Annotated in this window: 19 protein-coding genes; 10 read left to right on the forward strand and 9 right to left on the reverse strand. The window is 66.8% G+C overall.

What is annotated here, in order from left to right; translation table 11 throughout:
* Nucleotides 1–20: 20 nt before the first annotated feature.
* Nucleotides 21–1,550: a cryptochrome/photolyase family protein gene (locus tag ACO06P_RS04975; RefSeq protein WP_420348902.1), complete on the forward strand. Its 1,530-nt coding sequence runs from the start codon at nucleotides 21–23 to the stop codon at nucleotides 1,548–1,550.
* Here the strand turns inward: ACO06P_RS04975 and ACO06P_RS04980 are convergent.
* Entirely contained in the window at nucleotides 1,547–2,815 is a 1,269-nt protein-coding gene (locus ACO06P_RS04980; protein WP_420348903.1) for an FAD-binding domain-containing protein, read from the reverse strand. The two genes, ACO06P_RS04975 and ACO06P_RS04980, sit on opposite strands and share 4 nt — an antisense overlap.
* 53 nt (nucleotides 2,816–2,868) lie before the next feature.
* On the opposite strand from ACO06P_RS04980, the gene ACO06P_RS04985 reads away from it, so the two are divergent.
* Nucleotides 2,869–3,132: a DUF3253 domain-containing protein gene (locus tag ACO06P_RS04985; protein ID WP_420348904.1), complete on the forward strand. Its 264-nt coding sequence runs from the start codon at nucleotides 2,869–2,871 to the stop codon at nucleotides 3,130–3,132.
* A gap of 13 nt (nucleotides 3,133–3,145) precedes the next feature.
* Here the strand turns inward: ACO06P_RS04985 and ACO06P_RS04990 are convergent, their stop codons facing one another.
* Both ACO06P_RS04990 and ACO06P_RS04995 read right to left on the reverse strand, forming a co-directional pair.
* A complete protein-coding gene (locus ACO06P_RS04990) occupies nucleotides 3,146–3,298 on the reverse strand; it encodes a DUF2256 domain-containing protein (protein ID WP_420348905.1) in 153 nt (50 codons plus the stop codon).
* Nucleotides 3,295–4,863: an FAD-binding domain-containing protein gene (locus ACO06P_RS04995; protein ID WP_420348906.1), complete on the reverse strand. Its 1,569-nt coding sequence runs from the start codon at nucleotides 4,861–4,863 to the stop codon at nucleotides 3,295–3,297. Before ACO06P_RS04995 ends, ACO06P_RS04990 begins: the two co-directional genes overlap by 4 nt.
* 491 nt (nucleotides 4,864–5,354) lie before the next feature.
* On the opposite strand from ACO06P_RS04995, the gene ACO06P_RS05000 reads away from it, so the two are divergent.
* Entirely contained in the window at nucleotides 5,355–5,735 is a 381-nt protein-coding gene (locus ACO06P_RS05000; RefSeq protein ID WP_420348907.1) for a hypothetical protein, read from the forward strand.
* Nucleotides 5,736–5,776: 41 nt separating this feature from the next.
* Here ACO06P_RS05000 and mobA read toward each other — a convergent pair whose 3' ends face one another.
* The gene (gene mobA / locus ACO06P_RS05005) at nucleotides 5,777–6,409 is read right to left on the reverse strand and encodes a molybdenum cofactor guanylyltransferase MobA (RefSeq protein ID WP_420348908.1); all 633 of its coding nucleotides are present in this window, start codon (nucleotides 6,407–6,409) and stop codon (nucleotides 5,777–5,779) included.
* A gap of 15 nt (nucleotides 6,410–6,424) precedes the next feature.
* On the reverse strand, nucleotides 6,425–7,405 hold the full coding sequence (gene fdhD, locus ACO06P_RS05010; protein WP_420348909.1) for a formate dehydrogenase accessory sulfurtransferase FdhD: 981 nt from the start codon (nucleotides 7,403–7,405) through the stop codon (nucleotides 6,425–6,427).
* Between the two features lie 219 nt (nucleotides 7,406–7,624).
* Between fdhD and ACO06P_RS05015 the strand changes: the two genes are divergently transcribed.
* Nucleotides 7,625–9,553: an ABC transporter substrate-binding protein gene (locus ACO06P_RS05015; RefSeq protein WP_420348910.1), complete on the forward strand. Its 1,929-nt coding sequence runs from the start codon at nucleotides 7,625–7,627 to the stop codon at nucleotides 9,551–9,553.
* Between the two features lie 47 nt (nucleotides 9,554–9,600).
* On the opposite strand, the gene ACO06P_RS05020 is transcribed toward ACO06P_RS05015, so the two are convergent.
* Nucleotides 9,601–10,713, reverse strand: coding sequence for a tetratricopeptide repeat protein (locus tag ACO06P_RS05020; RefSeq protein WP_420348911.1), 1,113 nt, complete (start codon nucleotides 10,711–10,713; stop codon nucleotides 9,601–9,603).
* A 267-nt stretch (nucleotides 10,714–10,980) separates the two neighbouring features.
* Between ACO06P_RS05020 and ACO06P_RS05025 the strand changes: the two genes are divergently transcribed.
* Both ACO06P_RS05025 and ACO06P_RS05030 read left to right on the forward strand, forming a co-directional pair.
* On the forward strand, nucleotides 10,981–13,077 hold the full coding sequence (locus ACO06P_RS05025; protein WP_421935155.1) for a 4Fe-4S binding protein: 2,097 nt from the start codon (nucleotides 10,981–10,983) through the stop codon (nucleotides 13,075–13,077).
* 49 nt (nucleotides 13,078–13,126) lie between these two features.
* Complete coding sequence (locus tag ACO06P_RS05030) at nucleotides 13,127–14,017, forward strand: C40 family peptidase (protein WP_420348913.1); 891 nt, start codon at nucleotides 13,127–13,129, stop codon at nucleotides 14,015–14,017.
* A 17-nt stretch (nucleotides 14,018–14,034) separates the two neighbouring features.
* Here ACO06P_RS05030 and ACO06P_RS05035 read toward each other — a convergent pair whose 3' ends face one another.
* On the reverse strand, nucleotides 14,035–14,349 hold the full coding sequence (locus ACO06P_RS05035; RefSeq protein ID WP_420348914.1) for a hypothetical protein: 315 nt from the start codon (nucleotides 14,347–14,349) through the stop codon (nucleotides 14,035–14,037).
* 261 nt (nucleotides 14,350–14,610) lie between these two features.
* On the opposite strand from ACO06P_RS05035, the gene moaA reads away from it, so the two are divergent.
* The gene (gene moaA / locus ACO06P_RS05040; protein ID WP_420349701.1) at nucleotides 14,611–15,603 is read left to right on the forward strand and encodes a GTP 3',8-cyclase MoaA; all 993 of its coding nucleotides are present in this window, start codon (nucleotides 14,611–14,613) and stop codon (nucleotides 15,601–15,603) included.
* Between the two features lie 76 nt (nucleotides 15,604–15,679).
* Here the strand turns inward: moaA and ACO06P_RS05045 are convergent, their stop codons facing one another.
* Nucleotides 15,680–16,210: a molybdopterin-guanine dinucleotide biosynthesis protein A gene (locus tag ACO06P_RS05045; protein WP_420348915.1), complete on the reverse strand. Its 531-nt coding sequence runs from the start codon at nucleotides 16,208–16,210 to the stop codon at nucleotides 15,680–15,682.
* A 268-nt stretch (nucleotides 16,211–16,478) separates the two neighbouring features.
* Here ACO06P_RS05045 and ACO06P_RS05050 point away from each other — a divergent pair, with 268 nt between their 5' ends.
* Entirely contained in the window at nucleotides 16,479–17,246 is a 768-nt protein-coding gene (locus tag ACO06P_RS05050; protein WP_420348916.1) for an NAD kinase, read from the forward strand.
* Here ACO06P_RS05050 and ACO06P_RS05055 read toward each other — a convergent pair.
* On the reverse strand, nucleotides 17,243–18,136 hold the full coding sequence (locus ACO06P_RS05055) for a LysR family transcriptional regulator (protein WP_421935156.1): 894 nt from the start codon (nucleotides 18,134–18,136) through the stop codon (nucleotides 17,243–17,245). The two genes, ACO06P_RS05050 and ACO06P_RS05055, sit on opposite strands and share 4 nt — an antisense overlap.
* A gap of 125 nt (nucleotides 18,137–18,261) precedes the next feature.
* Here ACO06P_RS05055 and ACO06P_RS05060 point away from each other — a divergent pair, with 125 nt between their 5' ends.
* Both ACO06P_RS05060 and ACO06P_RS05065 read left to right on the forward strand, forming a co-directional pair.
* A complete protein-coding gene (locus ACO06P_RS05060; protein ID WP_420348919.1) occupies nucleotides 18,262–19,230 on the forward strand; it encodes a tripartite tricarboxylate transporter substrate binding protein in 969 nt (322 codons plus the stop codon).
* 4 nt (nucleotides 19,231–19,234) lie between these two features.
* A complete protein-coding gene (locus ACO06P_RS05065; RefSeq protein WP_420348920.1) occupies nucleotides 19,235–19,717 on the forward strand; it encodes a tripartite tricarboxylate transporter TctB family protein in 483 nt (160 codons plus the stop codon).
* The last annotated feature ends 3 nt before the right edge of the window (nucleotides 19,718–19,720 follow it).

The raw sequence follows: 19,720 nt of genomic DNA on the forward strand, positions 1-19,720 counted from the left end.
CGTCACGTCTGGGCAACTTCATGGCCGTTAGAAACCTCGTCCTCATCCTCGGTGACCAGCTGTCGCCGGGGCTTTCTTCCCTGAAGGCCGCCGATCCGGCGCAAGACCGGCTGCTCATGGTGGAGGTCCAGGAGGAAGCCACCTACGTCCGGCATCACAAGAAGAAGATCGCCTTTCTCTTTGCCGCGATGCGTCACTTCGCCGAAGCCCTGAAGAAAGCGGGTTGGCAGATCGACTATGTCCCACTCGACGCGGAGGAAAACACCGGCAACTTCGGCGGCGAGGTGGAACGCGCCATCGCGCGCCACAGCCCGAAGCGTCTGATCGTTACGGAACCGGGTGAGTGGCGCGTCCGCGACGCCATGAGCCGATGGTCGGATGACTTCGGTCTGCCCGTCGATATCCTCGACGACGACCGTTTTCTGTGTTCACGCGACGACTTCGCCGCCTGGGCCGAGGGGCGCAAGCAACTGCGCATGGAGTTCTTCTATCGGGACATGCGGCGCAAGACCGGGCTGCTGATGGATGGCGGCCAGCCGGAAGGCGGAAAGTGGAATTTCGATGCCGAGAACCGCAAGCCGGCCAAGGCCGATCTCTTCCTGCCGCAGCCCCACCAGGTCGAACCCGATGCGATCACGCAGGACGTCCTGGACCTCGTCGACGCGCGCTTCGGCGATCACTTCGGCGATCTGCACCCCTTCTGGTTCGCCGTCACCGAAGTGGAGGCCGAAGCGGCCCTGGAGCACTTCATCGAGCATGCCCTCCCCCTCTTCGGCGACTACCAGGATGCAATGCTGGAAGGAGAACGCTTCCTCTATCATTCCGTTCTCTCCCTCTACATCAACGCCGGTCTTCTCGACCCGCTGGCGGTCTGCCGGCGGGTTGCGGACGAGCACCACGCCGGCCGGGCGCCCTTGAACGCAGCCGAAGGCTTCATCCGCCAGATCATCGGCTGGCGCGAATACGTGCGCGGCATCTACTGGCTGAAGATGCCGGGCTACGTGGAAGAGAATTTCTTCGGGGCCGACCGGCCGCTGCCGGACTTCTACTGGACCGCCGAGACCGACATGGCCTGCCTCAGGGCCGCCATCACCCAGACCAAGGAAGAGGCCTACGCCCACCACATTCAGCGCCTGATGGTGACCGGCAACTTCGCCATGCTGGCGGGCGTCGATCCCCGGCAGGTGCACGAGTGGTATCTGGCGGTCTACGCCGACGCCTACGAGTGGGTCGAACTGCCCAACACGCTGGGCATGAGCCAGTTCGCCGACGGCGGCCTGCTCGGCTCCAAGCCCTATGCCGCCAGCGGCAACTACATCAGCAAGATGTCGGACCACTGCGCCCACTGCCGCTACGACGTGAAGCAGAAGACCGGAGACAAGGCCTGTCCCTTCAATCCGCTTTACTGGGACTTCCTGCTGCGCAACGAGGAGAAGCTGCGCGGCAACCCGCGCCTCGCCCAGGTCTACCGCACCTGGCAGCGCATGGCCCCCGAAAAGCAGGCCGACTATCGGAAAAGCGCGAAGAAGGTCCTGGCGCGGCTCGGCTAGGCACTGAGGCCGAGGCCATTCAGCAGCTTCGGAATCTTTGCCTTCAGTTGGAAGAAGCCTTTGCCGGCATGGGGCCAGACGGCACGGTCGTAGCGGCGCGCGACTGTCAGCAGCGTGATGCCGGCGTCGGCAAGCACCGGACCTGCGGTCGTCAGAGAATCGCGGATCGGGCCGACGGGTGGCGCGGCGGTTACGATCACAGACAGGTCGCGATTGCGCGCCCAGTCTACAAGCCGCGGTCCCCAGGCCTCGGCACCGGGCTGGAGATCACCGGTATGAGCGGGCTCTGCCCCGAACGCCTCTGCGGCGCGGGACAGCGCATCGCCAACGGCTGCCTCGGCGAAGCTGCGTGCAACGTCGCTCACCGCCAAAGGCGAACGCTCCGCCGTTGCGGCCAGCCCCAGGAGCGCAGAGGGCCGGCCCGGCAGGTCGAGGGTCTCCGGCTGCCCGTCCTCCTCCGTCACCAAGAGACCGAAACGCCCGATATCCTTCGGCGTTGCATCGAACTGCGGAGAACGCGGTGCGTCCAGAGCGGGCTCGCTCAAGGCCGGCGCGGCGGTGGCAAGCTGGCCCGCCGGATCGAAGCGGCCGTCGGTGTAGCGGGCGATGTTGGAGGCCCGCGCAAGGTAGGTCTTTCCCCTGGTGTGAAGCCCGCCCACCCAGCGCCAGCCGAGGGTGTTGGAGGCCGGGTCGCCATCCAGCAGGTGGCGCAGGAAGAGATCGGCGCCCAGTTGCCAGGGCAAATGCAGGGTGAAGATCCAGATGCTCGCAAACCACATGCGCGTGTGGTTGTGCAGATAGCCCGTGGCGACCAGTTCCTTCGCCCAGGCATCGAAGCAGTCGATCCCGCTGCGCCCCTCGACGGCGGCTTCGTAACGGTCGCGCAATGCCGGGTCCCGATCCAGACCCTCGAGGCAGTCGGAAAGATCGCTGCGGTAGCGGGCCCAGACCTGCGCGCGATGTTCCAGCCACCCCTTGAAGTAGCCGCGCCAAAAGACCTCCTGAACGAACTTCTCGGCGGCGGAGAAGCTGTGGCGTTGCAGCACGCTGCTCAGAACTTCTTCTTCGAGAATCAGCCGATGGCGAATCCATGGCGAGAGCGCCGAAACGTTGGAGCGGTCCTGCGGGCCGAAGTCGAAGTTGCGGCGGGCGGCATAGGCCCGCCCGGCCCGGGGCGCGAAGCGCTCCAGACGGTCGAGCGCCGCGCTGCGCTGCGGCGTCCAGATCAAAGCGCTCAAATCCGTGTCGGTTCCGGCGTCCACCATCTATCCTGACTTTGACTGTGACACTGCAATGCGAACGCGGGAACAAGGACGGCATGAACGGCTTCAGCGACGAGGACATTGCCGCCTGCATTCTTGCGCTTTGCCGCGAGCGCGGAGTGGGCAAGACGATCTGCCCGTCGGAGGTCGCCCGCAGGCTGACATCGGACGGCAGTGACTGGCGGTCGCTGATGCCTGACGTCCGCGCTGCTGCTGCGGCACTGGCGAGAGACGGCCGCGTGGTCGTTCTGCAAAAGGGTGTGGCGATCGATCCGGGCGCGGCCCGAGGCCCCATCCGGCTCGGCCTTCCGTCGTCTTGAGCCTGCACGGTCGTCAGCCATGCCTGCGCTTGGCCTCCCGCCGACACCGCTCGGAACAATAGCGCACCTGTTCCCAGTCCCGTGCCCATTTCCGGCGCCAGGCGAAAGACAGACCACAGTGCGCGCAGATCTTCGTGGGAAGATCGCCCTTCCTGCGCATCTTCATGACTGCTCCTCTCGCCCGAGCGACAGGGACAGTTGGTCGCCCGGCGGCGACCGGCGCTTGGGGCGGACGACCGGCCGGACGCCGCTCTTGCGGCTGCCGTGCTTGTCCTGAATCGCATCCGCCGTCGCCCGGTAGGCAGCCCCGCGCCGCACTGCCCAGACCTTCTGCCGCGCCTCCTTGGCTGCGGCCAAATGGTCGACGATGGGAAAAGGATAGTCCCGGTCCAACACGCGCCCCGCCGCCTCCCATCGCCAGGGCTCATGAATGAACTGGTCGGGCACCGCCGCAAGCTCGGGGAGCCAACGGCGCACGAAGGCCCCCTGCGGGTCCTGGTCGTGGCCCTGCTTGACGGGGTTGTAGATCCTCACGGTGTTGATGCCGGTCGTGCCCGACTGCATCTGCACCTGCGGCCAGTGAATACCGGGATCATAGTCGGTGAAGAGGCGCGCAAGATGCTCGCCGGGCCGCCGCCAGTCCAGCCAGAGATGGTAGCTGGCGACCGCCGTCAGCATGGCGCGCATGCGAAAGTTCATCCAGCCGGTGGCCGTCAGCGCGCGCATGCAGGCATCGACGAAGGGCAGACCCGTCTCGCCGTTACACCAGGCCATCAGGCGCGCGCGGTCCGGCTCGGCCGGGCGCAGCCCCTCATAGGCGCTGTGCAGGCAGGCAAACTCCAGGCGCGGCTCGTCTTCCAGTTTCTGGGCAAAGTGGCAGCGCCAGTGCAGCCGTCCGGCGAAGGACGTCATGGAACCGCGCCAGCCTGCAATGGTTTCCCTTGCGGCAGCTTCTTTGGCCGCAGCCTTCAGAGCCTTTTGCCGCGCCCAGGTGGCCTGAGTCACCTCGCGTGCCGAGAGGCTGCCCCAGGCCAGATGCGGTGAGAGCCGCGAACAGGCCGCCGCGCCCTCTGCGGGGTTCGACATGGCGCGGCGGTAGTCGCGGCCACGCTCGCTGAGGAAGGTCTGCAGGCGCTCCAGCGCCGCATCCCGACCACCCCTCTGCCGCTGCGGACAGGGATCATGGCCGAGGCCCAGGTCCGCCGCCGCGGGAATCCCGCCGGGGTCCAACCCCGCCAACGACGGCAAAGCCGGCGGCGGCGCGGTCGCCGGTTCCGCCATAAAGCGGTCCCACCTGCGGGCCCAGCCGTCGCGCGAGCCGAGCCGGCGCATCACCCCGTTCTGCCGCTCCTGGTGCCAGGTCACGCCACGCGCCCGGCACCAGGCTGCCACCTCCAGGTCGCGGGCGTAGGTCCAGGCGTTGCCGGTTTCCTCGTGCGACCACAGCGCGGCGATGCCCCGGGCCGCATCGATTGTTTCCAGAACCTCAGTGACAGAGCCGACACGCACGACAAGCGGCTGGCCGAGAGCCTCCAGATCGTGGCGCAGTTCGACGAGGCAGTCCGCGACAAAGGCCCAGTGGCGCCCGGCCATATCCGGCTGCCGCCACAAGGCGGGCTCGGCCACGAAGAGCGGCAGCACGGCACCCTGCGCCGCCGCTTTGGTCAGCGCGCGGTGATCGGCGATCCGCAGATCGCGCTTGAACCAAACCACGTGAACGGGATCTGTCATGGGGGCCTTCGTCGTTCGGCGCTGCCTTCGCAGATGCAGTCCGCCATCCAAGAACTAGGGCGCAATCGGGCCGAGGCGAGGCTGCCGAGAAGGCATTCCCGATCCCGGCCATCGCAGGGCGCGCCTGGCCGCTGTGAGGCTCCCGCTCCTGGGCTCCCGCTCTTGGGCTCCCGCTCTTGGGCTCCCGCATTGGCGAAGGGAGCCTTCTTCGCAAACGGCTACGGCGTGTTCTGAGGCACTGCTGCCGTCGCGGCCACAGCAGGATCGTCGCTCGGCCAGAGAAGGTCCTGCGCAACATAATCTCTTCGATTAATCAAAACTATAACGATACTAGCTGCCGCGATCACTCAACCAAATGTTAACTCGGCAGGCCCAGTCTTCGTCTCACCGCATCGCCAGTTCCGGGAGCTTTCTGGGAGTTCCCCAGCCTGGGAGTTTCCCAGTCTTAAGCGCCCGATGGCGTATTCGGCGAAGCTCGGTTTCTGCAAACCATGATCTATCACCTGTACGACAACAACCGCCAGCACCTGGCCATGTCGGACTCGCTCGAAGACCTGCAAAACGCGGCGCGGCAGGCCTTCCAGCAGGACGGCCTGCCTTACGCCTACGTGCGCTGGGCTGACGTCACCGGCCAGCATCAGGAGGTGCGCATCACCTCGGCCAGCCTCGCGGCCACAAACCGCCCCGCGACGCTAGGCACCCGCCGGGTTCATGCCGCCCAAAGCGGCAGGCCCCGCGGGCAACGCAGCGCCCGCCAGCGCGCGAACCTGATCACCGGCGTGGCGATCGTCTTCCTGCTGCTGTTTCTGACCAGCGAGATCGCCGCGATCATCCTGCAGAAGCCCCTTTCCGCCGCGGTCTTCGGATACTGAGGCCGGAGAACGGCCTCGCACAGCGAAGCCGCCTTTCCAGGCTACCCCAGGTACCCCGCAGCCTCTTCCAGATCTTCCGGCCGGTTGGTGTTGAAGAAGGGGTCGAGGGGGCCGGCCGGCGTGTCGAGGTCGGGGAAATCCACCTCAACCAGACGGTGGCGCGCCGTCCAGCGGTCGACCTTGCGCATCTCTTCCTCCAGCATCGCCCGGCGCAGGTCTTCGCGCAGGCTGAGCCGCCAGAGGCCGAAGACCGGGTGGGTGCGACCGTGGGTGACGGCGCAGGCCAGATCCGCGCCCTCCGCCTCCACTGCGTTGGCCATGCGCTCCACCAGATCCGCCGGCAGGAAGGGCGCATCGCAGGCGAAGCTGGCGAGCCACTGCGCGCCGGGCGCGTTTTCGGCCGCCCAGTCGAGGCCGGTGAGGATGCCGGCGAGCGGCCCGGCGTAACCTTCCACCACGTCGGCGGCCACCGGCAGGCCGAAGGCCTCAAAGCGCGCCGCATCGCCGTTGGCGTTCAACACCAGCGCCCTCACCTGGGGCGCTGCCCGTTCGATGATATGGGCCAGGATCGGCCGCCCGCCGAGATCGCGCAGGCACTTGTCGCCGCCGCCCATGCGCCGCGACAGGCCCCCGGCCAGCAGCACGCCGGCTACGGTCTTCTTATCCATTGTCATGCGAGTTGGCGGACGCTAGGCCGCATCGTCGGCGCGGCTGGACTTGCGCTGGTGGCGCGGGTCTTCCTCTTCCAGGCTCTCGCTATCGTGGTCGAAGACCAGGCGCTCCTCGCCGGCCAGGGCGACGAAGCGCTTGCCCTTGGCGCGGCCCACCAGGGTCAGGCCCGCCTGGCGCGCCAGTTCCACGCCCCAGGCGGTGAAGCCGGAGCGCGAGACCAGGATGGGAATGCCCATCTGCACGGTCTTGATCACCATCTCCGAGGTCAGGCGCCCGGTGGTGTAGAAGATCTTGTCGTCCGGCGCGATGCCGTGGCGCAGCATGTAGCCGGCGATCTTGTCGACCGCGTTGTGGCGGCCGACGTCTTCCATGTAGAGCAGCGGCCGGTCGCCCTCGCAGAGCACGCAGCCGTGGATCGCCCCCGCCTCCAGGTAGAGGCTGGGCACGGCGTTGATCTTTTTCGAGAGGCTGGCCAGCCAGGAGGTCTTCAGGACGGCCTCCGGCGGCAGCTTCACGGTCTCGAACTTCTCCATCAGGTCGCCGAATACCGTGCCCTGTGCGCAGCCGGAAGTGCGCACCTTCTTCTTCAGCTTTTCCTCGTAGTCGGTCTCGCGCTGGGTGCGCACGACCACCACGTCCAGTTCCTCGTCGACGTCCACCCCCTCGATCACATCGTCCGGGCGCAGCATGTTCTGGTTCAGCAGATAGCCCAGGGCCAGATAGTCCGGGTAGTCGCCGATGGTCATCATGGTGACGATCTCCTGCCCGTTGAGGAACAGGGTCAGCGGCCGCTCCACCACCACGGCGGTCTCCACCGCCGTGCCGTCCTGATCAACGCCGGCGATGCGCTCGGTCAGCTTGGGATCGGCGGGATCGGGGCGCAGGGCGAACTCCTCCAGCAGCGCCGGATCGCTTGCCTTGGCGCGGCCCTTGCGCAGGCGCTTGAGCCCGCCGTCCACCCCCCCTTCTACTCCCGGCCCTGCCGTCTTCTCGGCCATTCGTTCTCCTCCGCTCCGCCGCCCGAAAGACTGTCTGGCAGACTATGGGGTCCGGGCCCGCCCCCTGCAAGCCACGGCCGGACATCTTACTTCAAGAACGTCATTTCCTAACGAAAATTCAAAGGATTGGCGGATATACCTCAACGCGCCATGACTCCTGCACGAACGCCCTCCAGACCGCCCCTTGGTGCGCGGCAGCGGCCCGGCTATAAGGGCGGGATGAGCCCGCTCCGGACCCACATCGCCGCAACGCTGCTCGCGGCGACCACGCTTGCCGCGACCGCTGCGGCAGCCCAGGAAGCACCGGAGTCAAAGCCGCCGCAAGAGCCCCCCGCGCTGCGATTCGAACTGGCCACCGGCGCATTGCCGTCCCTCACCGAACGTCTGCCGGCGGAGCCGAAGAGTGCCCTCCCCAATCGCGACGGCTGGCAGGAAGGGCGCTACGGCGGCAGCCTGCGCCTGTTGAGCCGGGCCGGGCGCGATGCCCGCGACCTCGTGCTGCTGGGCTACGCACGCCTGATGGTCTGGAACGAAGACCTGGAACTGGAACCGGACATCCTGAAGTCTGTGGAGGTCCAGGACGGGCGGAGTTTCACCCTCACCCTCAGGGCCGGACACCGCTGGTCCGACGGGGCTCCTTTCACCACCGCCGACTTCCGCTTCTGGTGGGCGGAGATCGCCAACAACAGGGAGATCTCGCCGCGCGGCCTGCCGCCGGCGATGCTGGTGGACGGCAAGCCGCCCCGCTTCGAGGTGCTGGATGACGCCACCCTGCGCTTCACCTGGGAGCAGCCCAATCCGCTCTTTCTGCCAGCGCTGGCCGCGGCCTCGCCGCTGTTCATCTACCGCCCGGCGCACTATCTGAAACAGTTCCATGCCAGCTACGCCGACGAAGAGGAGCTGACCGCCCAGGCGGAAGCCATGGGGCTGCGCAGCTGGGCCGAGCTGTTCCAACGCCGCGACCGCCCCTTCCGCTTCGACAACCCGGAACGGCCGACCCTGCAGCCCTGGATCAATACCGTACCGCCGCCCGCCGACCGCTTCGTCGCCACGCGCAACCCCTTTTTCCACCGGGTCGACGGCCAGGGCCGGCAACTGCCCTACATCGACGAAGTCATCCTGACGCGCACCCAGGCGCGGCTGATGGCCGCCAAGGCCGCCGCCGGAGAGGCCGACCTGATCGCCCGCGGGCTCTCCTTCAAGGACGCCGCGGTGCTGAAGGAGGCGGAGGATCGCGGCCGCATCACGCTGCGGCTCTGGCCCATCGGCCGTGGCGCCCAGCTCGCGCTCTACCCCAACCTGAACGTGGTTTCGCCCGGCTGGCGGAACGCTCTGCGGGACGTACGCTTCCGCCGCGCCCTCTCCCTCGCCACCGACCGCGAGGAACTGAACCAGGTGCTCTACAGCGGCACCGCCCTGCCCGGCGCCAACACCCTGCTGCCCGGCTCGCCCCTCTACAAGGAAGAAGACCGCCGCGCCTGGGCGGACCACGACCCGGAGCGGGCCAACGCCCTGCTCGACGACATGGGGATGCTGTGGCGCGACAAGGACGGCATCCGCCATCTGCCGGACGGGCGGCGCGCCGATCTGGTGATCGAAACCGCCGACGCCGACGCCTCGGAGACCGATGCGCTGGAGGTGCTTGCGGCGCAGTGGCGGGAGGTCGGCATCGCCGTCCTCATCCGCAGCCAGGGGCGCCAGGCCGCGCGCCAGCGGGTGCGCAGCGGCGCCACGGTGATGAGCATCTTCTACGGGCTCACCAACGGACTTGCCACGGCCTCCATGAGCCCGGCGGAACTGGCCCCAACCAGCAACCGCCAGAACAACTGGCCGCTCTGGGGCCTACATCATCAGAGCGGCGGCAGCGCCGGGGAAGCCCCCGACCTGCCGGTCGTTCAGGAACTGCTGGGACTCTACGAGGCCTGGGCCAGCGGCCCCGACGATGACGCGCAGGAGAAAATCTGGCGGCGCATGCTGGCGATCCACGCCGACCAGGTCTTCACCATCGGGCTGCTGGGCGCCGTGCGCCAGCCGGTGGTCGCCAGCGCGAGCCTGCGCAACCTGCCAGACGAAGCCGTCTACCTTTACGACCCCGGCGCCTACTTCGGCCGCTACCGCGCAGATACCTTCTGGTTCGACGAAGAGTAACGGCTTTGGAAGCAGTCCGTTCTAGGGACAGGTCCTGGAGACCGTTCCTAGAGGAAGGTGTCTTCGGGAATGAAACCGTGCTCGGTGAGGATATCGTCGATGCGGTCCCGCAGAGCATCGGCCTCCGCCTCGCGTCCCTGGGCGCCGTAGAGCTCAACAAGGTTCACGAGAACGCCGAAGAGGCGCTGATCGGTCGGCGCGAAAGCCGTTTCCATGAGGTCAAGCCCGCGCAGGTACTGGTTCTCGGCCTCCTCAAAGCGGCCCAGTTCATAGTTGATGGCCCCGAGGCCGTTGAGACTGGGCGAGAGAGCAAGATCGCTCGACCCCAGCCGCCTTTCAAGGATTGAGAGCGCGCGCTGGAACAGCGGCTTGGCCTCGTCGAACCGCTCCTGGGCATAGTAGAAGCTGCCCAGGTCGTTGAGCCGCTCCGCCACCGCAGGGTGTTGCATGCCGACGGCCTCCTCCACAATGGAAAGCCCGTGTTGCAGGAGTTCTTCCGCCTGCTTCTCACGTCCGGTGTGGTAGTAGGCCTTGGCCACGTTGCTCAGCGTGTAGGCGCAATCGGGATGATCGGCGCCCTGCGCCTCTTCACAGATCGCCTGGGACCGGGCAAAGCGGCCCTGCGCCTCCCGGAACTGGCCACTGCGCAGATGAGTCTCTCCAAGTCCGGTCAGGGGCAGGACCAGCAGCGGATCGTCCTCCCCCACAAGCGCGGTCTTCACGCCGAGGGCGCGCTGGTAAAGCACGGCGGCCTGATCGTAGCGGCCCTGGATCAGGTAGACCCCGGCGATCTTCTCCAGCGTCGCGGCGAAGCGCATGTCCTCCCGCCCCCAACGCGCCTCCACGTCGTTCAGCGCATCGCTGTAGCGCTGCATAGCCTCGTCGAAATGGCCGTAGCTCAGGTAGCAGTCGGCAACCGCGAAGCGGCCCATCCAGAAGCCGTTCTCAACAGACTCCATTGCCGACATGAATTCCTCAATGACGGCGATCGCCTTTTGATGCTTGGCGTAGCTCATCTTCGGCCCGCACACATCAAAGGCTTCGGTGACGTTCATCGTGGTGCTGCCGAAGGTCGCGCTTCTGGAGCCGAAATCGGTTGCCGGGCCGCCACAGCCCGCCAGAGATGCCACAACGCCAAACACGAGGAGTCTTGAGATCATCGCCCTACCGTTCTTCATGGATTGGTCCGTTCAACTATTAGCTGAACGACCCATCCCTTTCCACCCAGGAAAGTCTGTGAATGACCGCAGCAAAATTAGGGTCGTCATGGCCGGGGCCGGGCCGTTAAGATACGGTCAGATTGGTCATACCACTTGCGCCGGGTCCAGGGGCGACGCGGCCAACAAGAAGCATCGTCTGCGGAAGCTGGGCACTGGCGTCGGGCCGGGGCTTGGCGAACCTGCGGACGCACACAGGAGAGTTTCCTTATGGAGATGGGCGGCAAACGCGTCCTCGTCTGCAACTGCGAATCCACCATGCCGCTGGACGAGAAGGGCCTGACCCGCGCCTGCCAGGCCGCCGGCGCCAGCGGCGAGGCCGATCTCAACAGCCAGCTTTGTCGCGCCCAGCTCGGCAATTTCCAGAGCGCCATCCTGGGCCAGCAGCCGGTGCTGGTGGCCTGTACCCAGGAAGCGCCGCTGTTCCGCGAGGTCGCCGAGGAAGACAACCCCCAGGCCACCGTGGAGTTCTTCAACATCCGCGAGAACGCCGGCTGGTCCGGCGAGGCCGAGGCGGCCACGCCGAAGATCGCAGCGCTGATTGCCGCGGCGGCGGTGGAAGCGGAGCCGACGCCGCTGGTGGCCCTGGCCTCCCAGGGCGTCTGCCTGGTCTACGGGCGCGATGAGCGCGCGCTGGAGGCGGCCCGCCAACTGGCCGGCCGCCTGGAGGTGACGGTGCTGCTGAGCGCGCCGGGCGAGATCCTGCCGCCGCCGGCCATGGACGTGCCGGTCTTTCAGGGCACCATTGTCCAGGCCAAGGGCCAGCTCGGCGGCTTCGGCATCACGGTGAACGACTATGCGCCCGCCTCCCCCTCCGGCCGCACGCACCTGACCTTCGAGCCGCCGCGCGACGGCGCCTTTTCCGAATGCGATCTCATCATCGATCTCACCGGTGCGACGCCCCTCTTCCCGGCCCACGACAAGCGCGACGGCTACTTCCGGCCCGATCCCGGCGATCCGGTCGCGGTGCAGCGCGCGCTCTTCGAGGCCGCGGATCTGGTGGGCGAGTTCGACAAGCCGCGCTACGTCCATTACGACGCTGACATCTGTGCCCACTCGCGCAGCCGCAAGACCGGCTGCACCCGCTGCCTGGACATCTGCCCCACCTCGGCCATCACCTCCGCCGGCGACACGGTGGAGATCGACCCGCTGGTCTGCGCCGGCTGCGGGTCCTGCGCCTCGGTCTGCCCCACCGGGGCGGCGACCTACCAGCTTCCGGCCGGCGACAGCCTGTTCCAGCGCCTGCGCACCCTGCTGGAGGCCTATCGGGAAGCCGGCGGCGAGGCGCCCCTGCTGCTGCTGCACGATACGAGCTACGGTGCCGAGGTGATCGCGCTCTCCGCCCGTCTGGGCCGTGGCCTGCCCGCCCGCGTTCTGCCCTTCCCGCTCAACGAAGTGACCCAGGTGGGCATCGACTTCCTGGCCGCGGCCTTCGCCTACGGCGTCGAGCAGATCGTCGTGCTGGCCGACCCCAAGAAGCGCGACGAGTTGTCGGGGCTCGCCGGGCAGATCGGTCTGGCGGAAGCCGTCTTGGACGGACTCGGTTACGGCGGCGGGCGCGTGCATGTGGTCGAGGCAGCGGACCCGGACGCGGTCGAGCAACAGCTCTACGATCTCGCCGTCCCGGAGCAGGCCATGCCGGGCGGCAACTTCCTGCCCCTCGGCGGCAAGCGCAGCCGCGCCTTCCTTGCCTTGCGCCATCTGCACGACAATGCGCCACAGCCGGTGGACGTTCTGCCGCTGCCGCCGGGCGCGCCCTTCGGTGCCGTGAAAGTCGATACGGAAGGCTGCACCCTCTGCCTTGCCTGCGTCGGCGCCTGCCCCACCGGTGCGCTGCTCGACGACGAGGAACGCCCCTGGCTGGGCTTCAAGGAAGACGCCTGCGTGCAGTGCGGGCTCTGCCGCAACACCTGTCCCGAAAGCGTCATCACCCTGGAGCCGCGCATCAACTTCACGACGGCGGCGATGGGTGCGGTCATGCTGAACGAGGCCGAGCCCTTCGAATGCGTACGCTGCGGCAAGCCCTTCGGCGTGCGCCAGTCCATCGAGCGCATCGCCGAGCAGCTGGCCGGCAAGCACCATATGTTCCAGAACGCCGAACAGATCGAACGCATCAAAATGTGCGACGACTGCCGGGTGGTGGTGCAGTTCGAAGGCGGCCAGGACCCCTTTGCCGCAGGGCCGCGCCCCACCCCGCGCACCACCGACGACTACCTGCGCGAGCGCGAGATCGAAGAGGCGCGCCAGAAGGTGCTGGCGGAGCGGGCGGCAGGCAAGACCGGCGGCAACGGAGAGGACGCCGGCTAGAGCAGGCGGTTAATCGCCTTTTCATGGGCGGCGCGCTAGACTCCCGCGCATGACCCAGCCCTGCGCCCCTCTCGACCCGCGCCTCAACGCTTTTCGCGACGATCTGGCGGATGCCGCCCTCAAAGGCCGGGTGTCATCGGAGCGCTTCGCCGAGGGACGGTCCGCCGGCGTCGTGCGTGGGATTGCCGATCTGCGACGCGCCCCGAATGCCCGCTCCGGCCTCGACACACAGCTGCTCTTCGGTGAGGCCGTGACCGTCTTCGACGAAGCGGACGGTTGGGCCTGGGTGCAGAACCGGACCGACGGCTACGTCGGTTACGTTGAAAGTGCCGCCCTCGGCGCCGCGCCGCCGCCGCCCACCCACCGGGTGACGGCCCTGCGCAGCTATCTGTTCCCGGAGCCGAACCTCAAGGCGCCGCCCCTCGACTGCCTCAGCATCGCTTCGCCGCTCTGCATCGTCGGCCGCGAGGGCGACTACGCCGCGCTTCACGGCGGCGGCTACGTTTACGGCAAACACATCGCGCCGCTCGACGACTCCGAGCCGGACTTCGTCGCCACGGCCCTGCGCTTTCTCGGCACGCCCTACTATTGGGGCGGGCGCAGCAGCGTCGGCCTGGACTGCTCGACCCTGGTGCAGCTGTCGCTGGCCTGCGCCGGTGTGTCGCTCAGGCGCGACTCCTGTCAGCAGGCCACCTCCGCCGGCGAGGCGCTCAACGGCCTGCCCGGCGAGGTCGTCCTGCAACGCGGTGATCTGGTCTTCTCGCCCGGGCACGTCGCCATGGTTCTGGACGCCAGCATGCCAGACGCCGCACGCATCGTGCACGCCAACGCCTTTACCATGACAGTGGCCATCGAGGATCTGGCCGCCCTGGAAGGCCGCGTGCGCGCCGAGACCGGCGGCGGCTTCACCGCCGTGCGGCGCATCGCGCAGGGAAACTGAACCGCCTGCTGCGGCCCTTATTGGGGCGGCAGGGGCGGGCCGCCTCCACCGCCGACCTGAGACTGGCAGAGCGCCTCGGCACGGCTCTTGAACAGGTCGGCCTGGGCTGCGGTAATCGTGCCCTCTTCGACCATGCCGTCGATGTCGGCCGCGCGTTCGGCGAGGCAGCGGGCGACCGGGTCATCCGCCGCCGGCTCTGCCACTTCAGGCGGAAAGAGATCGTCGCGGTGCATGACGCCCAGTGCCACAACCATCAGGAGCGCCACGCCCAAGGCGCAGACGCGGGCGATGGGACGGTCTAGAAAAGAGACCTCTTGCCGGGGTTCAGCCATGGCGCAGAGGCTAAAGCCCAGGCGGGGGGCCTACAAGCCCTCGCGCAAGGCTCGCGAAACCCGCTGGAAGGCTCGCGGAAACCCGTCGAGGGCCGGCAGCCCGCGCCCCGTTCCGCCCGCCCTGGCGATCTTTGGCCCTACGAAAGTTGGGGGCGAAATCGGCCCGGGCTGGTATTACTTTTGATAAGCATCAATTAGAAATCGTCGAGTCCGGTTTACCTTCGGCCGGATCAAGAGGTCGGGAGAGTCGGAATGGTTCAGATGATCGATCCCTACGGGAGAGCGATCACCTATCTGCGTGTATCGGTCACGGATCGTTGTGATTTCCGCTGCGTCTACTGCATGGCGGAGAACATGACCTTCCTGCCGAAAGCACAGATCCTGAGTCTGGAGGAACTGGACCGGGTCTGCAGCGCCTTCGTGCGCCAGGGCGTGCGCAAACTGCGCATGACCGGCGGCGAGCCGCTGGTGCGCCGCGACATCATGACGCTGTTCCGCAGCCTTTCCCGCCACCTCGAAAGCGGTGCCCTCGACGAACTGACCCTCACCACCAACGGCAGCCAGCTCGGCCGCTTCGCCCACGAACTGGCCGATATCGGTGTGAAGCGGGTGAACGTCTCGCTGGACACCCTCAACCCCGACAAGTTCGCCGCCATCACCCGCTGGGGCAAATTCGATCAGGTGATGGAGGGGCTCGCCGCGGCCAAGGCCGCCGGCCTGCAGGTCAAGATCAACGCCGTCGCCCTGAAGGGCGTGAATGACGACGAGGTGCATCGTCTCGTCTCCTGGTGCGGCGACGAAGGCCATGACCTCACCTTCATCGAAGTCATGCCCATGGGCGACATCGGCGGCGAGGACAGGGTCGAGCAGTATTGGCCGCTGTCCATGCTGCGGGCCGAACTGGCCGAGAAGTGGACCCTGGACGAGATCGATTACCGCACCGGCGGACCGGCACGCTATGTCCGCGTCCGCGAAACTGGCGGGCGCCTCGGCTTCATCACGCCGATGACCCATAACTTCTGCGAAAGCTGCAACCGGGTGCGCCTGACCTGCACCGGCACGCTGTACATGTGCCTGGGCCAGGAGGATGCCGCGGATCTGCGCGCGCCGCTGCGCGCCAGCGACAGCGACGACCTGTTGGACGCGGCGATCATGGAAGCCATCGGCCGCAAACCCAAAGGCCACGACTTCGTCATCGACCGCCGCCGCAAGCAGCCGGCGGTCTCCCGCCACATGAGTGTGACCGGCGGCTGACGCATGGCCGGCGGCTGATGCAGCCGCCGCCTGATCCTCAGCAGCGACTTATCGGCGGTGCCTCAGCGGCTGCGTCTCAGCGGATCATGACCTGATGGGCGAAGTCCCGCCCGTTCGAAATGGTGATCTGCTCAAAGCCCAGCATCTTCGCAAGGTCGAAGAAGGTAAAGAAGTCCTCCACCCCCAGCTCCGAGAAGACCGGCAGCAGCCGGGCTACCGCCGTCATCTGCGCGAAGATCGCGCGGGCGCGGAAGACCGTATCGATGCGGCCGTCATCGAGAGCGACGATAATCAGCTTCTCGGCTTCGCTGCCCTTGGCGAAGATCGCCGCCGTCGGCGGATAGGGCGCCTTGTTCTGCTCGCTGGTGATACCCGTCACAAAGGCGATGCGGGACTTGCGTGAGGTCTCCGGCAGGGTGAAGGAGCGGGCCTGATAGGTCTCGCGGGACGTCGGCTCGGGATAATAGTAGCCGGCATGCCGGTCGTCCGCATGAGCCGGCGCCGTCACCGCCGCGAGGCCCGTAAGAACTGCGCCTGCCAGAACCACGCCGGCCAGGATCGCTGCCGTTGCGCAAAACCGCCGCCCTGCTGGTGGCCAAAACCCCATCAACCCTCTCCCTGTACAAAGCCCAGTCCGTTGTTGCGCCAAGCCTGCGGGAGGACGGGACGTTTGACAAGAGCAGGTTTGACCAGACTGCTTTTGACAATGGGAAAGCCTTCGGCGAAAGGCACGGCCTGGACACAGACCTCCCCGATCGGGCCGGGGGGCGGGCTGGCGCCAAAGCAATTCATGGCTATACTCTGGCCCGTCTCAACCGACGCCCCCAATCGTCAGTGCCCCGAAGCGGGGCCCTCTGGAAGGACTCCCCTTAACCGTGACCGCCCCGAAGTTCGCCCTGGTTGCCAGCGAGACGCCGGAAGCCGCCGAGGCGCTGGACCGCCTGGAGCAGCGATACGGCCACCGTGACGTCGAAGACGCGGAGATCATCGTCGCCCTTGGCGGCGACGGCCTGATGCTGGAGACCCTGCACCGCTTCATGAACCAGGGCCTGCCGATCTACGGCATGAACTGCGGGACCGTCGGCTTCCTCATGAATCAGTACAGCGAGGACGACCTGCCCGAACGGCTGAGCGCGGCTGAGCCGGCCACGGTGCACCCCCTGCGCATGACGGTCGACTGCGTCAACGGTACAAGCTGCGAGGCGCTTGCGATCAACGAGGTCTCCCTGCTGCGCGAAGGGCGCCAGGCCGCCAAAATCGGCATTGCCATCGACAGTGTCGAGCGCATGGACGAGTTGATCTGCGACGGGGTGATGGTCGCAACGCCTGCCGGCAGCACCGCGTACAACCTCTCCGCCCACGGCCCCATTGTGCCGATCGGCGGCCAGCTCCTAGCCCTCACGCCGATATCCGCATTCCGGCCCCGGCGCTGGCGCGGAGCCCTGCTGCCGGCCTCCGCCGAAGTCGTTTTCACCGTGCACGAGCCGCAGAAGCGCCCGGTCTCCGCAACCGCGGACTTCACCGAGGTGCGCGATGTGTTGAAGGTCCGGGTCTATGAGGACAAGAGCCTTGATCTCAACCTGCTCTTCGACCCCGAGCACGACCTGGAAGAACGCATCATCAAGGAACAGTTCCAGCCCTAGGCGGCCAGACGTTCGTCGCAGATCTCCTTCAGGCAGTCGACAAAGGACATCAGCGCCTCGTGGCGCCGTCCGCTGCCGGAGAGGAAGTAGCCGAAGTCCACTGTCATGGCCGGCCGCCAGGGAACGAGTGCGACATCGTCGACGAACTCCGGGTCGAGCGCCACGGGATCGGCAAAGGTGAACCCCAGCCCGTAGCGCACCAGGCGATAGGCCGCCGCGCCTGCCGAGACCTCGTGCGCCACCTCCAGATGCGCGCCGATCTTGGCGAGTTCCTGATCCACGATCCGGCGGATCACCGTGTGCTGGTCCAGCGCAACGTAGGGCTGATCGGCGACATCCTTCGGCGTCAGGAAGCGCCGCCTTGCGAGTTTGTGGCGCTTCGGCAGCACCACATGCAGTTCGGCGGACCGCAGCCTTTGCGGCGTGAGGGTTTCCACCGGCAACGGCAGGGTCGAGACCCCGATGTCAAAGATATCGTGCATGATCCGCCGCCCGAGGTCGCGGCGCGGATGCATCTCCAGCTTCATCTTCAGACCCGGTCGGCTGTGGCTGAGCCTGGCCATCGCCGGCAATACCAGGCCGTTCAGAATGCGCGGGTGGCAGATGATGCGCAGGGGAACGACGGCGTTCGCCTTGATCTGAGCGAAAAAGCCCGGGATGTCGTCGATGGACGAAAGAATGCGCAGGGCCTCCGGGTAGAAGAGCTCTCCTTCCGGCGTCGGGACCAGGCGCTTCTTGTCGCGGTAAAAGAGCGCGCAGCCGAACTCCTGCTCCAGGATCTGCAACAGCCGACTCGCCGCCGGCTGGCTGAGATTCAGCCTGCCGGAGGCCCGCGCCAGCGTGCCCTCTTCCATCACGTGAATGAACACGCGCAGGCTCTTCAGATTCATATCTTCGAATTTTTCAAATTGTCATTCGAATTATTATAATTTTTCAAATAACAGAAATCCACTACCGTTGCGCCAGCGTGAAACCAGCGAAAACATGCTGGAAGCATTCATCCTGGGAGGAAGCCATGGACCGCAGAGACCTTCTGCGCCTTTCGATTGCCGCATCGGCCCTGAGCCTTGTACCCCTGCGGACCGCCTTCGCCGAGTGGAAGCCGCGGCGCCCGATCAATGTGATCCTGCCGTACAAAGCCGGCGGCGGCACCGACAGTTTCGGCCGTGCGATGACAGCGGTCTCCGACAAGGTGCTGGCGGTGCCCTTGGTGATCGTGAACAAGCCAGGATCGTCGGGCATCACCGGTGCCACCGAAGCGGCACGCGCGCGTCCGGACGGCACCACGGTCATGCTGACCTCTGCGGGTTCGTTCCTGCTGACCTCCATGCTGCGCGAGACCGAGGTGACGCCGCTGGACAGCTTCCGCATCGTCGCGCAGATCGGCAACCTCACCACCTCACTGATGGTCGCTGCCGACAGCCCCTACCAAACCATCGACGATCTGGTTGCCGATGCCAGGGCGCGGCCCGGCCAACTGCGCTGGGCGCACACCGGGCGCGGCGGCGTGCACCACGTGGCCGGCCAGGGCTTCCTCAACGCCAACGGCCTGGAAGCCCAGGACGTTCCCTTCAAGGGCGGATCGCCAACCCGCGCCGCCATCATCGGCGGCCAGGTGGACTATGGCTTCACAGGGGTGCAACAGGCCGCCGGCTTCGAGAAGGAATTGCGCGTTCTGGGTCTGAACGCCGACTCCCGCGATGCCATCATGAGCGACGTGCCGACCTTCACCGAGCAGGGCCATGACTTCGTCGATGTCAGCTCACCCATCGTTCTTTTCGCACCCATGGACGTGGACGACGAAACGGTGGCGGGCATGGAAGCCGCGATCAAGGAAATCGCTGCCCTGCCGGAGTTTGCCGAGATCATGGCGCAGCGCGGCAACACGCCGGCCTTCCTCAGCGGTGCCGAGGCCGAGGCGCGGCTGCGGGCCATGAAGGAGCAGGCGGCCCCGATCATCGACCAGCTGAAGTCCAAGAGTTGACGCCATGACCGTGACGCGGTGGAACAGCGCCGTTGTGGTCGGCGCTGTCCTGACCGCCTTCGGGGCCTTGGCGCTGATTGGCAGCTTCGGCATCAATCCAGACCCGGACGGCGGCTGGGGCGCGCGCATTTTCCCGCTCGCCGGGTCCGCCTCGCTGCTGGTGCTGGGCCTGCTGGAAGTGATGAAGGGACTGACGGCCGGAGAGACCGCACCGCCCCCTGCCACACCTCAGCTCTCCGCCGTCTTCGCACTGCTGCTGCTTTCCCTGGCCTACGTCTGGCTTATGGCCAAACTGGGCTACCTGATCAGCACGGCGCTGGCAGCGCCCCTCGCGCTCTGGCTCTTCGGTGTCCGCAACCTCTTCGCTCTGCTGACCGCCGCGCTGCTCTGTCCGCTGCTTTACCATCTCGTCTTCTTCGTCGGTCTCGGTGTCTTTCCGCCCCTGGGCGCATGGTTCGACCTGCTCGACGTGATCGGGGGACCTTGAGGC

This window comes from Pelagibius sp., assembly GCF_965227505.1.
In the GTDB taxonomy this organism is placed as follows: Bacteria; Pseudomonadota; Alphaproteobacteria; order Kiloniellales; family Kiloniellaceae; genus Pelagibius.